14 protein-coding genes are annotated in these 13,015 nt (G+C 57.6%); 5 read left to right on the forward strand and 9 right to left on the reverse strand.

Annotation, left to right across the window (positions count from 1 at the left end; all coding sequences use genetic code 11):
• Positions 1-718: 718 nt before the first annotated feature.
• The 3 genes from AC2YJX_RS01655 (at position 719) to AC2YJX_RS01665 (ending at position 2,393) form a co-directional block, all read left to right on the forward strand.
• Positions 719-985 (forward strand): PaaI family thioesterase, encoded by a 267-nt coding sequence (locus AC2YJX_RS01655; RefSeq protein ID WP_487255411.1) that lies wholly within the window; start codon positions 719-721, stop codon positions 983-985.
• A gap of 63 nt (positions 986-1,048) precedes the next feature.
• A complete protein-coding gene (locus AC2YJX_RS01660; protein WP_487255094.1) occupies positions 1,049-1,996 on the forward strand; it encodes an IclR family transcriptional regulator in 948 nt (315 codons plus the stop codon).
• A 4-nt stretch (positions 1,997-2,000) separates the two neighbouring features.
• Positions 2,001-2,393, forward strand: coding sequence for a hotdog family protein (locus tag AC2YJX_RS01665; RefSeq protein ID WP_487255095.1), 393 nt, complete (start codon positions 2,001-2,003; stop codon positions 2,391-2,393).
• Between the two features lie 310 nt (positions 2,394-2,703).
• Here AC2YJX_RS01665 and AC2YJX_RS01670 read toward each other — a convergent pair whose 3' ends face one another.
• The 8 genes from AC2YJX_RS01670 to AC2YJX_RS01705 all read right to left on the reverse strand — a co-directional run bounded on the left by AC2YJX_RS01670 (position 2,704) and on the right by AC2YJX_RS01705 (position 11,380).
• Positions 2,704-3,687: a Bug family tripartite tricarboxylate transporter substrate binding protein gene (locus AC2YJX_RS01670; protein ID WP_487255096.1), complete on the reverse strand. Its 984-nt coding sequence runs from the start codon at positions 3,685-3,687 to the stop codon at positions 2,704-2,706.
• A 30-nt stretch (positions 3,688-3,717) separates the two neighbouring features.
• Positions 3,718-4,926 carry a CaiB/BaiF CoA transferase family protein gene (locus AC2YJX_RS01675; RefSeq protein ID WP_487255097.1) on the reverse strand — a complete coding sequence of 403 codons (1,209 nt, stop codon included), beginning with the start codon at positions 4,924-4,926 and terminating at the stop codon, positions 3,718-3,720.
• A gap of 5 nt (positions 4,927-4,931) precedes the next feature.
• The gene (locus AC2YJX_RS01680) at positions 4,932-6,071 is read right to left on the reverse strand and encodes an FAS1-like dehydratase domain-containing protein (RefSeq protein ID WP_487255098.1); all 1,140 of its coding nucleotides are present in this window, start codon (positions 6,069-6,071) and stop codon (positions 4,932-4,934) included.
• A gap of 72 nt (positions 6,072-6,143) precedes the next feature.
• Positions 6,144-7,706, reverse strand: a complete 1,563-nt coding sequence (locus AC2YJX_RS01685; protein ID WP_487255099.1) for an acetate--CoA ligase — start codon at positions 7,704-7,706, stop codon at positions 6,144-6,146.
• Positions 7,707-8,862: 1,156 nt separating this feature from the next.
• Entirely contained in the window at positions 8,863-9,510 is a 648-nt protein-coding gene (locus tag AC2YJX_RS01690) for an HAD domain-containing protein (protein ID WP_487255100.1), read from the reverse strand.
• A 79-nt stretch (positions 9,511-9,589) separates the two neighbouring features.
• Positions 9,590-9,817 carry an antitoxin Xre/MbcA/ParS toxin-binding domain-containing protein gene (locus tag AC2YJX_RS01695; RefSeq protein ID WP_487255101.1) on the reverse strand — a complete coding sequence of 76 codons (228 nt, stop codon included), beginning with the start codon at positions 9,815-9,817 and terminating at the stop codon, positions 9,590-9,592.
• A gap of 111 nt (positions 9,818-9,928) precedes the next feature.
• The gene (locus tag AC2YJX_RS01700; RefSeq protein ID WP_487255102.1) at positions 9,929-10,603 is read right to left on the reverse strand and encodes a helix-turn-helix transcriptional regulator; all 675 of its coding nucleotides are present in this window, start codon (positions 10,601-10,603) and stop codon (positions 9,929-9,931) included.
• Between the two features lie 324 nt (positions 10,604-10,927).
• Positions 10,928-11,380, reverse strand: coding sequence for a helix-turn-helix domain-containing protein (locus AC2YJX_RS01705; protein ID WP_487255103.1), 453 nt, complete (start codon positions 11,378-11,380; stop codon positions 10,928-10,930).
• A 166-nt stretch (positions 11,381-11,546) separates the two neighbouring features.
• Between AC2YJX_RS01705 and AC2YJX_RS01710 the strand changes: the two genes are divergently transcribed.
• Positions 11,547-11,984, forward strand: a complete 438-nt coding sequence (locus AC2YJX_RS01710) for a hypothetical protein (RefSeq protein ID WP_487255104.1) — start codon at positions 11,547-11,549, stop codon at positions 11,982-11,984.
• Here the strand turns inward: AC2YJX_RS01710 and AC2YJX_RS01715 are convergent.
• Positions 11,981-12,283: a helix-turn-helix domain-containing protein gene (locus tag AC2YJX_RS01715; protein WP_487255105.1), complete on the reverse strand. Its 303-nt coding sequence runs from the start codon at positions 12,281-12,283 to the stop codon at positions 11,981-11,983. The two genes, AC2YJX_RS01710 and AC2YJX_RS01715, sit on opposite strands and share 4 nt — an antisense overlap.
• 114 nt (positions 12,284-12,397) lie before the next feature.
• Between AC2YJX_RS01715 and AC2YJX_RS01720 the strand changes: the two genes are divergently transcribed.
• The gene (locus AC2YJX_RS01720; protein ID WP_487255106.1) at positions 12,398-12,850 is read left to right on the forward strand and encodes an HAD domain-containing protein; all 453 of its coding nucleotides are present in this window, start codon (positions 12,398-12,400) and stop codon (positions 12,848-12,850) included.
• Positions 12,851-13,015 lie beyond the last annotated feature (165 nt).

The raw sequence follows: 13,015 nt of genomic DNA on the forward strand, positions 1-13,015 counted from the left end.
AGCGGATGTAGCCAGAGCGGAGACAGTCGGCAGCAATCGCTGCAGTTCAGCCGCTTCGGCGTGGCGGCTTCAGGCTGGTTGCGGTCGTTTGCCATTGGCGCTAGAAGTGACCGCATTTGCCGATACCAGCCAGTGACCGAGTCTGCAAATGTGCATTTCACGCACGGCACCGCAGATGGAGCTCAAGCTGATAGGTTTCCTGGAGAAATCGGCCCGCTACCGAGAGGAGCGCCAGGCGGCTACGGCTAACCCTGGCCCTTGAAGCATCGGGCTGCACCGCAAATACAGAGAGTCGTAGCTCGCAACGCTGGCTTAGATCGCGAAGCGGGATGAGTCACATGTCATTTTCGACCTCTAATCGCCAGTACGCGCTGCGTGCACATACTGGTCGTTGCGCCTTAAGAAATGGCTTAAGGCAACGCTGAACGGTTTTCCACACATGTATGCGGTGGATCGACAAACGGACTATCCCCTGATCCTTCTGAGCAGTGACTTTGCTGATTGTCTAAGTACAATTTTAGACTCCAAAGTACAATGAAAACTCAGCGTCGATTCACGGCGCAGGAGCTAGTCATTGGAGAATGAGGCATACGCTGAATGGCAGGTGCGTTCCACCCAAGGGTTCATAGCGCACGCTGGCCCCCTTTGGGCACGGCGCGAAGGAGATGGCTGGGCGTATGGATTTGCGATCAGCACACAGCACCTGAACCCCGCCGGCGTGGTGCATGGCGGCGCCCTACTCACACTCGTTGATCACGCGATGAGCACGGTGGCTTGGGAGGCCACTGGCAGGTTGCCTTGCGTGACATTGCAATTGGATTCGCACTTCGCCGCACCGGTGCTGGCGGGCCAATTTGTTGAAGCGCGGGCCCAAGTCGCCCGGCGCACTGGATCCCTGGTTTTCATGCGTGGCGAGCTTCGAGTGGGCGATAACTTGGTGCTGGGTGCCCAAGCGTTGATGAAGCCGCTGAAAGGGAATCCCTAATCCCCGGTGGGGAATCGCCATGCTGCCCGTCCGCCCTGCGAAGCTTATGAACGAGGAAACGCCATGGAAAGAAGCATTCCCGCACAGCACAGCCTGATGGCCCTATATGGCATGGCGACGGGCGGAGCATCGCCTGAAGCAGATGCAAATAGGGTTAATCTAGCCGGGTTGCAGCTCCAGAAGAAGCACTCCCGCATGGCATCCCGATCCACCTCAGCCGCCGCGCCATCACCCACCAAAACTGGTCGGACCGTGCGCGTGCGCCCCGTCCCGGCAGTGACACGCTCGATCGCTATCCTGCGGCTATTGGGCGAACAGAAGCAACCTCTCACGTTAAAAAGCGTGGCACAGGCCCTTGACCTCGTGCCGAGTACTTGCTTGCACATTCTGAGAGTGCTGGTCTCAGAAGACTTGGTCACATTGGATCCTGACACTAAACGCTACGCTCTGGGCACGGGCATGATCAGTCTCGCTCGCAGCGTACTTGAGGGCGGCGGGTTCAAGCAACTGGTACAGCCGGTGCTGGACCGCATGGCAGCGAAGTTCGGTGTGACCGCTATGGGCGTGGAGATTTCCGCCCGACAGACAGTGATGGTGCTGGCAATTTCGCAATCCAACCAGCCTTTTCGTGTGCACACCGATGTGGGTAGCCAATTCGATACCTTGGTCAGCGCCACCGGACGATTGATTGCAGCCCATAGCGGGGAGGCATGGCCAGCGCTTAAAGAGAAGTTTGCCCAGGTTTCCTGGGACAAGGCGCCAAGCTACACAGCATGGAAGAAAGAAGTCGAGCTGACCCGCCTGCGCGGATGGGCTTTGGACCGAGACAACTTCATGGCCGGCATCACCGTAGTAGCGGTACCGGTCCTCTCATCTAGTGGGCGATTGGTCTACACACTTGTAGCTGTGGGACTTACGAGCCAGCTGGGTGCGCCAAGAGTTGAAAAAATGGCTCAGGCAATGCAGCGCGAAGCGGCTGAACTCGCAGCGTTGCTGGACTTGGGGGCATAGTGATATGTCTACCAAAATCGAGACACCGAACTGGCATACGGCCTTAAAGACGATCACCATGCCTGCAGACATCGATGCCAGTGGCCATGTCCCCACAGGGTGGTTGCTGGCAAAGATGGATCTGGCTGGCGCCGTTCTGCCAGGTCAACATTTTGGCGGCCCAGTTCAATTGGTTGGTCTGTCGGGCATCTCTGTTAGCGGGCGACCGCGCTTGGGACAGTGCATTACCTTTCGCTGTCATTGGATCTCGGGAGATATGGCCCACGCATTGCTTGACATCGAAGCTTTCAGTGAGGACAGAGGACAGGCTGGGGAGGAAAAAATGCTAAGCGCGCAATTGCGCTATGTTCCCGCTGTCGTGGAAGTGCCAGAGAACATCTTTCCAGGAAGCTTCTGAGCCGCTACTGTGCTCTTGGGGGCAGGTGCCAGATGTTCACTTCTACGCCCGTGCCATAGACGCGCGGCGCATCTCGACGCAGCATTCTTAGTGGCGTTCCTAGCTTCCTAGATGCGTCGCTTTTATACCTGGCCCGCTTGACAAGCTTTGAGCTCGATCCATAGATCCAACTGCTCAACTGGGTTGAATATGGGAACTCTCAAAGGCCGCAGATCGTACGATTCAACTACTATCCTCGTAGCAATGGGGCCTAAGATGGGCGGAACGGCCTAAGCGCAAAGCGGGCGACACTTGCCGCCCGCCGTCGATCTTACTGATCAGCCCGGATGCCGGCAGCCTTGATGATGGGTGCCCAGCGTTCTCGTTCCTTTCTGGAAAAGACACCAAGATAGCCAGAGCTCCCGCCCGCGGGTTCGAATCCCAGATCTAGCAGGCGTTGGCGTACATCGGGTTTTGCCAACACTTTGTTGACGGCTGTGTTGAGCGTTCGGGTGATTTCTGCTGACGTTCCCTTCGGGGCGTAGAGCGCATTCCATGCCACGAATTCAAAGCCAGGATGGCCTTGTTCTGCAACTGGCTTGACTCCAGGTACAAGACTGCTCGCAGTGCCAGATGTGACCCCCAAGGCTCGTAGCTTGCCAGATGCCAGATGGGGGCGGAGTGCGAGTGGGGTGTCAATCGTTACGGAAAGCTGTCCACCGAGTACATCTGTCATCGCACTTCCAGAGCCCTTGTAAGGGATGCCGAATAGCGGAGCTCCTGAGCGCTCCTTCAGGAACTCCAGAACCAGACGCGCCGATGTGCTTGGCATGGCGATATCTGCCGAGCCTGGGGTGCGCTTGACCGCCTCCAGCACGTCGCTTACGGTGCGATAGGGAGTGTTTGCGCCAGCGGCAAGCACCATGGGAAAAGTCCCGACCATTGCGACGGGCTCGAAATCCTTGGCTGGATCGAAAGGCATTTTCGGATATAGGAACTGGTTGAGCACATGGGTGGCATTCGTGCCCATGGTCAGTGTGTAACCGTCACCAGCAGCCTGGGCCGCCATCTCGGTCCCCAAAATTCCTCCAGCGCCTGCTTTGTTTTCCACAACGATAGGCTGCCCCAATTCCTTTGAAAGCTGCTCGCCCAGCAGCCGGGTGGCCACGTCGGTGCCCTGGCCGGCAGCGTAGGCAACGATGATGCGGATAGGCTTATTGGGATAGGTGGGTGACTGCGCCTGGGCTACCTGTACGTTGAAAAGCAGCAGACTGGCGGCAGTCGTGGTGATCATTCTGGCAGCGATGTTTCGCATGCTTGTCTCCTTGTATTTGTATTCTGAAGGTCAAAGAGGGGAGTGAGCGCGGGCGATGCCTCTGTCGTAGAAATCTCTCCTCTGGGTCTCGTTGAATCCGAGATCGGACAGCACCTCTTCCGCGTGCTGACTGAAACCCGGTGGCGGGTCGCCCGGCGATGCCGGGGTCCCGTAGAGGCGCATCGGTCCCCTGAGCGCAGTGAACGCACCTCGCTGAATGATCATTTGGCGATGTGCGCAGTGCTCTTGCGCTAGCGCCTGAGGCACGTCGTTGACTACACCTGCAGGCACCCCCACGCGCATCAGTTCCCTACACAGGGTCTCGGCATCGTCTTTGGCAATCGCGGCTTCGATCAGAGTTTTGAGCTGCTGCCTGTGCGCCAGGCGCTCGGCATTCGTTCGAAAGCGCGGATCGTCAGGCAGTTCGCTACATCCGATGTGGCGGCTGAACCGGCGGAACTGGCCGTCGTTGAGAATGCCGATGAACACGTGAGCATCGCGCGCTCTGAACTTGTCGTAAGGCGCGATGTTCGGATGCGCGCTGCCGAGCAGGCCCGGCGTCTGGTTAGATGCAAACCAGTTCGACGCATGCGGAAGTAGCAGGCTGAGCGCTGTGTCGTACAAGGTTGCCTCCACCCGCTGGCCCTTACCACTGACTTGCCTGCTACACAGCGCCATGAGGATGCCGGTGAGCGCGACGTAGCCGGTCAGATGGTCCACGATGGGGATGCCCATGCGTGTAGCCCCGCTGGAGGACTCGCCGTTGATGCTCATCAGACCGCATTGCGCCTGCAGCACCGCGTCGTACCCGGGAAGGCCGCCGAGCGGGCCGTCGCGGCCGAAGCCGGAGATGGCGCAATAGATAAGCCGTGGGTAGCGCGTAGCCAGTACGTCCTCGTAGCCCAAGCCCCATTTCTCCATGGTGCCTGGCAGGAAGTTTTCCACAAGGACGTCAGCACCATCGAGCAGGCGGTGCAGTACCTCTTGCGCCTCGGGCTGGGAGAGGTCCAGACTCAGCGCTTTCTTGCCACGGTTGAGCGCCGCAAAGTAAGCAGAGTTCCCCATTGCGTCATACGGCGGGCCAAGGTGACGAGTCTCGTCACCTCCTGGAGGCTCTATCTTGACGATGTCGGCACCGTTGTCGGAGAGCATCTGGGTGCAAAGGGGGCCTGCGAGTACCCGGGTCAGATCTACGACCCGCAGGCCCCCCAGCGCAGTGAATGCGCTGGTGGTCGCCATAGTGCTCACCCGCGGCTGGGCAGAACGACCACGCCACCGCCTACTGCGGACTGTTCGCCGTCCTGGTTTTGCGCTTCCTGCTCAATCTCCACCATGTGCTTGCCGTTCTCCAGGAACTTGCGAGTCACCTTGCCTTTGATGAACACCATGTCTCCCTCCGGATTGTGGCGACGGACCTTGCAACTGGCCTTGTGCAGGAAGCCTGTGTCGCCCATCCAATTCGTCAGGTGGTGCGTCATCCACGAGGTACGCTCCGGGCCATAGTCGTATGCGCCGGGTGCCCCTACTTCCAAAGCAAAGTCTTCTTCCCAGTGCACTCGCTCTGGTACGTCCGGGATGCCAAAGCGGTTTTTGATGCCGACACCAGGATGCGCGTCGATCAGCTTCCAGGCCAGCTTGTTGGCACGGATGTAGAGGCCGCCCCAGCCTTGTGCGTAGGCGACGAAGCCAGTCACCGTCATCGGGCCCTTGAACATGGTCGGCAACCCGTCACCTACGTTGACGTCTTCCCAATAACGGGGCACAGCGCCGCGCACCTCTTCATCGCGGTACAACTTGTAGGCCTCGCCCAGTTCCTCGTCGGTGTAGCGACGCACGCCACGCTCACGCACTTCGCGGTACTTGGTGCCGTTTTCACGAGCATGGTCGCGTTCCGTACGGAAGCACCAGCTATCGGCCTCGGCCACCTTGTCGCCGCTCTGGTTGAAAAAGTCCACGTGATAGATCTGCTGGATGGCGCGACCGGCAAAGCGGGTTTGATGCTCGACCAAATCCTTGAGGTATGACTCGGTGGAGATCACGTCGTTGCGTCGCACTTCCTTATGCCAGGTCCAGTCGGCGCCAGACCACATGGCGTGCACGCCAGGCAATCCGCCCACATAACCGGACACGATGCGGCTGGTCGAGAACAGAAAGCTGGGCAGCGCCACAATACCCCCGTAGTGACTCTTGGCCGCGTAATCGGGGTCGCACCACAACGGGTTGTCGTCGCCTATTCCGTGAGCGTAGTGGCGAATGTTGTCGCGCGTGGCCTCATAGCACCACGGTTCGGCGGTCTGTCCAATCTTCACGCCGATGCGCTGGCGAAGTTCGTCAAGGCCGCTATCGGTGATCTTAGGAAAGGTGCGTTGCGTTTCGGTTGACATGTGTGTCTCCTTTTTTGCGGTTGGTTGGAACGGGAAATGAGTCTGCGAAAGGGGTGTGGCAGGAATGCCGGCTCACACAGGGGAAGCAGTCAGAGCAGCGGCCTCGCGCTCGCGCAGGACTTTGCGGTGCACCTTGCCAGCGGGGGTCTTTGGCAACTCCGCCACGAAGGCGATGTGGCGCGGGTATTCGTGCTGGCTGAGCTTGGTCTTGACAAGGCTCTGCACCTCGTCGACAAAGGCATCGCTGCATGCTCGGTCTGAGACCACGAATGCCTTGACGACCTGACCACGGATTGCGTCCGGAACGCCGATAACGGCGGCTTCGAGGACGTCCTCATGCATCAGGATCACGTTCTCTATCTCCACCGCGCTCATGGTCCAGCCGGCAGAGATGATCACGTCGTCTGCTCGGCCACCGTGGTAGAAATAGCCGTCCTCGTCGGTACGACCCAAGTCCTTAGTAGGTACCCACTGGCCACGACGCAGCACCATCAGCTGGCCCGTAGTGCCAGGAGGGCAGACTTTGCCCTCGGCGTCGTGGACTTCGACCACCGTGCCCGGCACGACTTTGCCCAGCGAACCTCGCTTGACGGGAAAGTCTTCTGCTCCAGGGTAGCTCGCCAGCACCACTCCGATCTCAGTGGTGCCGTACATGCTGCACACAGGCAGACCAAAACACTCTTGTGCGAAGTCAGCCGTGTCGTCGTCGATGGGCTCGCCGGTGAAGGACAGCTTCTTGAAGTGGTAGTCGTAGTCACCTGCCTTGCCACAGTTCTTCATCATGCGGTAGTGGGTAGCGGCCGCCGACATATTGGTGAAGCGATGTGACGATAGAGCCTGCAACAACCGTTCAGGGTTGAATCGGCCGCTGTAACTTCCCACCGTGAGGCCTAGGGCCAGCGGCGCGAGCGTCCCATGCCACAGACCGTGGCCCCAGGCGGGGGAAGATGGGCACATGAAGCGGTCTCCTGGGCGCAGCCCCGTTCCATAGAGCGCAGCCACCATCAGGGTGACCAGGGCCTTGTGTGTGTGCTTCACGGCCTCGGGCAGTTCGCGCGTGGTACCTGAGGTGTACTGGAACACTGCCAGCTCGTCGGGGGACGACTGGATTTCATACATTGATGGCAGGACGCCAAGCTCTTGCCAGAGGGCGGAATTGAAAATTTCGTAGGGTGTAGTGCCTAGGCCGGCCGCCACTTCCCGCTTGTCCTCGTTGGTTACAAGGAGGGCTGGCTTGCAATCGCCAACGCGCAGACGCACGCCATCGGGTCCAAACAGAGTGAAGAGCGGGACTGCAATGGCGCCGCGCTTGATCACGCCGAACATGGCGGTATAGAACTCACGCGATGGCTCCAGCATGATCGCAACGCGATCACCTTTTTGCACACCCTTGCGCTCCAGGTAGTGCGCAAACTGCGACGAGTCGCGCGACAAATCGTCGAAGCTGATCTTCTCGTCCGTGCCATCCGCGCGGCAGACGATGACCGCTTCGCGACCTCGGCCCGCATGGCGGTCTACGCATTCGTGGGCGATGTTGAAGACGCTGCGGTCGCCATCGAAAAGCTCCCACAACCTCTCAGTAGCGAAGTGGCTCTGGGCATCGGCATAGCTCGTGTAGTCGGTAAGGCGTTTCATGTCTGCATGGCTTCCTTGTGTTGGTGCATGCAGTCTCGATTTCTAGGTTCAAATTGTCAAATACAACAATTGTTTGTATATAGACAATCATTTCAAAGGTTGATTAGCAACTCTGTCGCCGCTATTCGGGGGTGCGGATGCGCGTGCGGGAGTGAAGGGACCGGGTGCACCGGCATCGTGCGGTGACCCAAGTGCTGCATGAATTTGGTGAGCGCGTTGTAACCTTGGATCGACTCGTTCTGCTAAGACAACTTGGTGCGCCAATCAGAATTACGTTGCGCACAGGGGCTGCTACGCTCTTTACGTCGACCAAGGTGCAGAATTCGATCTAATTGTCTATATGCAATCGAATTGCGTACTTTGACATTTGGATGCCGGGCTCGTGACAATGGGAGTGTTCTTGCTCATACACCCACAACGCCCCGAGGTCAGGATGCGCCAACTCAAGACTTTCGCTCAACTCCGCACACTGATGGTCCATGAAGCGCAGCAGCACAATCACCTGAGCGACCTGCAGCCGTTGTTGGTCGCCTTGCCGGAGCGCGACGTTAGCGGATGCAATTGGGCAGTGGAAAAGTGGGCGACGTCTCAGGGAGAGGAGCGGACTCCGTGCACGCAGTTGCAGGCGTTAGTGAAGGCTTGCCAGTTGCAGTTCAATGCTGTCGGCAGGTCCCCTGGCAATGCCACTGCAGTTCTATTACCCCTGAACGCTAGAGCAACCGAAGTGCCTATTCACATAGCGCGCAAATCGCGCCCGCTGCGCTGAGCCATGAATAGCTCCCAGTGGAGCATCCAGTCCTCCAATTTTCTGAGACCCTAATGGCACTCAGCATCGGTTGGTGACGCTGACGCAGCCATTTGTTCGGCTGATCGACTGATCGCGTAGTCGTCGACAGCTATGGATCTCACGGCGGCGTGACATTGTCCTCAGGCGAAAGGCCATAAAGACCTACCTCTCTCCGATGTTTCGGACCGGTGAGGATCTCTTCCCACGAAGAGTTGGGTTCGCCGAGCGATTAGGAACTACTTTACTTTGTTAGCGAGCGTCAGATATCTGCCCACTATCTGGCGCTCACCAGTCGAAACTGAAAGACTGCAATCGCTGCAAAACTGCCTTTTCCTGAAATGAAGCGATGCACTGCAGAATATCGACTTATCACCCACTGTCGCGGGGCATTCCCCCTCCGCCTGCTTCTCGCTCCGGAGGATTAGCGGGTCTGGAGCACAACGCCGGATGACATCTGTGCAGCTTCTCCGCTAGTTCGCGTTGGACTCGAGGATTGGACAAGCCCGTAGTTCCTTCACATGCAACCAAGTTTTGCCAACAGGAGTCAGGCCAACCATCCAAATCGTCATCGAGAGCTATCCAATGCCGGGGCTTTCGGCGCCGAGCGTCTTCTTGAACTTGCACACCCCGGGGTGTAGTGCGAAACATGGACAGGTTCCAGGGATCCACGCCATGGACACGCTTGTGGTAAGTCCCACCAATGAACCGGGCACGCAGAGAGGCTGGAAGCCGTTTGAGGGTTGCGCTGTATCCGGGGCGTATGCACCAGGTGCTACTCAGTACCAGGGCAACTGCCGGGTAGGGGTCAACCAACGACTCCAAGATAGGCACCCATTCGAAAAGAGAATGTCCCTCAGCCTCATACGGACTCATGTAGATACCCTTGCGTGGATGCCAGAGTACTTTTTCATGGTGGACAACACCATCGAGGTCTAGGTACAGAACGACGTCCGCGCTGCGGGGAGAAGACGCAGGGAGATACGGGGAGTTCTGGCTAGAGGGCATATCTGTAGGCATTCTGCATGGTGTCAATTGGTCAGCGAGGAAAGCGACAGGTCCAGACCTGATTCACGACCAGCCCACTCCCTGCCGATGCTTACGAGTACGCACCAGATTGGGCTCGCAAGAGCAAGCTCTTCACGACGTGCAGGCCGTCCGGCTCATTGAGCACATCGATAGGTCTTCGACTTCCCAAGGCTGGGACCACGCTAGTAAGCCAATGGTCTAGCCACACCCTTGCATCAAAACCGGTTTGGTCTCCTGAGTCAGCAAGCATGCCCTGTACGAGCACGGTGAGAGTGGCGATGTCGTCTTCAAGGGCCATGGCTTGTTCCGTGGAAATGGCTGGAGTTCAGTGCGCACCAGCGATGGTGCAATCCTGGGGATTGAGCGTCAAATTCCGGCCGTCGCCAGTGGCTAGTCCGAACGGCGAATGTCATTGACGAGCCATACCAGCGATTTCAAGAACGACGCCTTCCTTCAGGCCACGGACTTCTTGGAGGATGCGTTTTCGTACCTCAGGTGGCAGAACAGTCGCCAGCGGAGATGCCTGCCTCAGTTCCTGCGCTCGCTGGGTTCTACCCAGTGCCTTGCGCCACTTGCGATGCCCCAGGATTTCTTTCCACTCAACCCACAGGGTCGCTGATCGTTGGTCCCCAGCGTTCAGCCACGTTTGAAGAACTGCCTGGGCCTGGTGGAGCAATGCAGGATCAGCACGAACGCGTCGTACCGCTTCTTCATGGAGCGCGAGACTTTGTAGATCCTGGATCCGGTGGCGAGAGGTATCTGCGGAAACGACAATTCGAGCCAACGGCGTATCACAGCTTGCCCCAGCCGCTGCAGTGTTTGACGTGACCGGTCGCATGCCGCCAGCCGCCAACAACGCAAAGTCGCCAACGATGCCCAAAGCGGATATGACTTTCAAGTAGGTGCCCATGGACGGCGTGGGATCCCCGTCTTCGACTGCTCGCAGTGTTGCGCGCGAGATTCCCGCGCGACTCGCCATCTCCATCGTGCTGAGGCCACGGGATTTTCTGAGACGTCTAAGTCTGTCGCCCAACTGGAGGAGCAATTGGAGCAGCAGAACCGAGGAATCGCTGGAGGCATTCATTTATTCGGCATTCTGGAAAAATGAATGGATGTTGGTCAATGAGTTGAGCACTCCGTGTGCGTCCACGATGCCCGATGGTGAAGTCTATTTGGGCGTGCATCTTTTTTCGCACCGGTGGAAGCCGGCCGATCCCGCCCGTAACTTGCAACCCCAGGTCATCAAGTTCTGTTAGGCGCTTCTCGCGAAAGTCGAAAAGTGACTTCGAACGTTGCCCCCGGGAGCATGCTTTCGCAGAGGTCGCACCGGGAGCTTGCTTTGAGCCGACGATAGCAGTGGTGTTCAAACTCATGGCTGGTTTGTATCGAGTAGAGAACCAGCGCTGACTCACCACAAGCCCCGCTTGCTCACTTTTGCCAGTGCGCTGGTAAAGGCCATCAGCGTTTCCGCATCTTTCTGTGCCTCTACCCCCTTCAACGTGGACGGAATAGGAATTCCAGCAATCTCTTGAGTACGGCGGAGTACCTGTTCTACCAAGCTGGTTCGCGGAACAAACATGTAGTGCACTTCACAATCCAAGCCATGCGCCAAACGTGCAAGGGTGTTCAGCGTAATGGTACCGTTGGCCTCTGCTTGCTCTAGTTTGCGGGCACCCTGCGCCGTCACACCCAAACGCTCTCCTAGCGCGCTGGAACTCATACCCAATGCCAATCGAAGCGTCTTGGTCCAGCCACACCTGGGCGTGGCATTCCGCTGCAGTTGTGCGAAATCGCAAAACTGCCGGTCAAGTTCGGCCAAGCGGGTGAGATCCAAGCGGTTTTTCAAGGGAAGCAAACGCATAAGGCAACCGGCTGGTTGCCTCTTCAAGCACATTTGGGCAACCGGTTTATTTCCATTGGAGACGAGCGCACTTGGAACGATAAAACGTAATGCCTGTTCGGCTATCTTCGCACGCCACGGTCTCGAAAGGGACCAATTGGTCTCATATTAACTTGAATGGCGAATGATGCTGCGTTTGGAAAAAGCGACTCTCGGAAAATTTGGAGCACAGGACATGATGGGCCTGATCACGTCACGGGGATGGGAAGCCATCCTGCCGGATGCGCTGGATGACAACCACCTGTTGCTGGTGTCAGACCAGTTCAGAGACCTTCTTTCGGGCGTTGGCTGGAATGGGGACCATGACCCCGCACGTGCTGCCTTGCCGCTCACCCTGTTGCTGCTTTCGAAGGCGGGAGCCAAACGTTCAGGAGACAGCCTGGAGGTCGGCCTGGAAACTCTGCAAGAAGCACTGTGCCTGCTCAGCACTGCTGTTGATCGGGAGATCGTCAATCGGATGCTTCAGCGCCAAGATGCCGCTCCCATTGGCACTGGACTGATTCAAGGTCTCCAAATGCTGGTTCAACACGCCAACGAGCAAACTGACTCCGAATGCCACGCCTAATCGGAAATGATGCCCTTGAAGTCAGCTTTGACCGTCTTGAGGAGTTCATTGACCAAGGTCGTTTCCAGATCAGGGCAGTATGCAGCAGCAATCAGCGTTAAAGGGTGGATCTGCATCTGTTCGGCCAACATCTCAATGGTGCGGATACTGGGAACTTGATGACCCTGCTCGATACGGCTGATGTGTCGGCGGCTCGTCGCCAGCAGCATGTCCTCCTGAACCAAGCCTTGTGCGGTGCGCAATTGCCGCAGCGCCCGACCAAAGTCGGCTTGGGGTTGAACACTCTTTCGGGAGGACATCCTCCCGATTTCCGTTCAATGAGACTAAAAAGACCACGACCAACTAGTCTCATTGACGTGGTAACTCAGTAGAAGATTCACTTCCTGTTGGAAATCTGTTTCTGAAGTAGCGCGGTGCCAATACTCTTTCTTGATTTTGACGGGGTCTTGCACCCAGAGCATTGCCATGAGTCCAAGCATTTTTGCTGCCTATCGAGCCTGGAAGATGCGCTTCGGCATGTGCCGGAGTGCCGGGTTGTGATCACCAGCACCTGGCGCCTGGAGAAATCCTACGAGGCGCTAGTGCAAAAGTTCTCTCCGGACGTTGCTGATGTTATTGAAGGCGTCACCCCCAGATACCGCGATATAACTCGGGTCCCGAATACGCTCGTGGGATACGAGCGAGAGGCGGAGTGCCATGCCTGGCTTTGGGCCAACAACCTTCCACATTGCAACTGGGTGGCCGTCGATGACCGATCTTGGCTCTATCGGCCGTTCTGCAAGTCGTTGTTTTTGGTCGATGGCCGAACGGGGCTAACGCAGGCCAGCGGTTTTCAACTTGCATCTCGCCTTCAAAGCCTTCTTTGAATAGACAGCCGGGAGGGTCGAGGACATGACCTTAGATGGCACAGGCTTGGGGTTTACTCGAAGCTCCTGACCTAGTGTTCTGCGCCGAAAGGGAGACTTCCCTTCAGAATCGCTTGTGACTCTGTCAATCATGATGGCTCAGGTGATAAACGCGGACTTTGGTAA

This window comes from Acidovorax sp. SRI_002 (genome assembly GCF_057586455.1).

What these genes read in the sequence shown, in the direction of transcription:
- AC2YJX_RS01660 (WP_487255094.1), top strand. Translation starts at nt 1,049, where the DNA reads ATGGAAAGAAGCATTCCCGCACAGCACAGCCTGATGGCCCTATATGGC.
- AC2YJX_RS01710 (WP_487255104.1), top strand. Translation starts at nt 11,547, where the DNA reads ATGCTGCGTTTGGAAAAAGCGACTCTCGGAAAATTTGGAGCACAGGAC.
- AC2YJX_RS01670 (WP_487255096.1), bottom strand. Translation starts at nt 3,687, where the DNA reads ATGCGAAACATCGCTGCCAGAATGATCACCACGACTGCCGCCAGTCTG.
- AC2YJX_RS01685 (WP_487255099.1), bottom strand. Translation starts at nt 7,706, where the DNA reads ATGAAACGCCTTACCGACTACACGAGCTATGCCGATGCCCAGAGCCAC.
- AC2YJX_RS01690 (WP_487255100.1), bottom strand. Translation starts at nt 9,510, where the DNA reads ATGCCTACAGATATGCCCTCTAGCCAGAACTCCCCGTATCTCCCTGCG.
- AC2YJX_RS01675 (WP_487255097.1), bottom strand. Translation starts at nt 4,926, where the DNA reads ATGGCGACCACCAGCGCATTCACTGCGCTGGGGGGCCTGCGGGTCGTA.
- AC2YJX_RS01705 (WP_487255103.1), bottom strand. Translation starts at nt 11,380, where the DNA reads ATGCGTTTGCTTCCCTTGAAAAACCGCTTGGATCTCACCCGCTTGGCC.
- AC2YJX_RS01680 (WP_487255098.1), bottom strand. Translation starts at nt 6,071, where the DNA reads ATGTCAACCGAAACGCAACGCACCTTTCCTAAGATCACCGATAGCGGC.
- AC2YJX_RS01715 (WP_487255105.1), bottom strand. Translation starts at nt 12,283, where the DNA reads ATGTCCTCCCGAAAGAGTGTTCAACCCCAAGCCGACTTTGGTCGGGCG.
- AC2YJX_RS01695 (WP_487255101.1), bottom strand. Translation starts at nt 9,817, where the DNA reads ATGGCCCTTGAAGACGACATCGCCACTCTCACCGTGCTCGTACAGGGC.
- AC2YJX_RS01700 (WP_487255102.1), bottom strand. Translation starts at nt 10,603, where the DNA reads ATGAATGCCTCCAGCGATTCCTCGGTTCTGCTGCTCCAATTGCTCCTC.
- AC2YJX_RS01665 (WP_487255095.1), top strand. Translation starts at nt 2,001, where the DNA reads ATGTCTACCAAAATCGAGACACCGAACTGGCATACGGCCTTAAAGACG.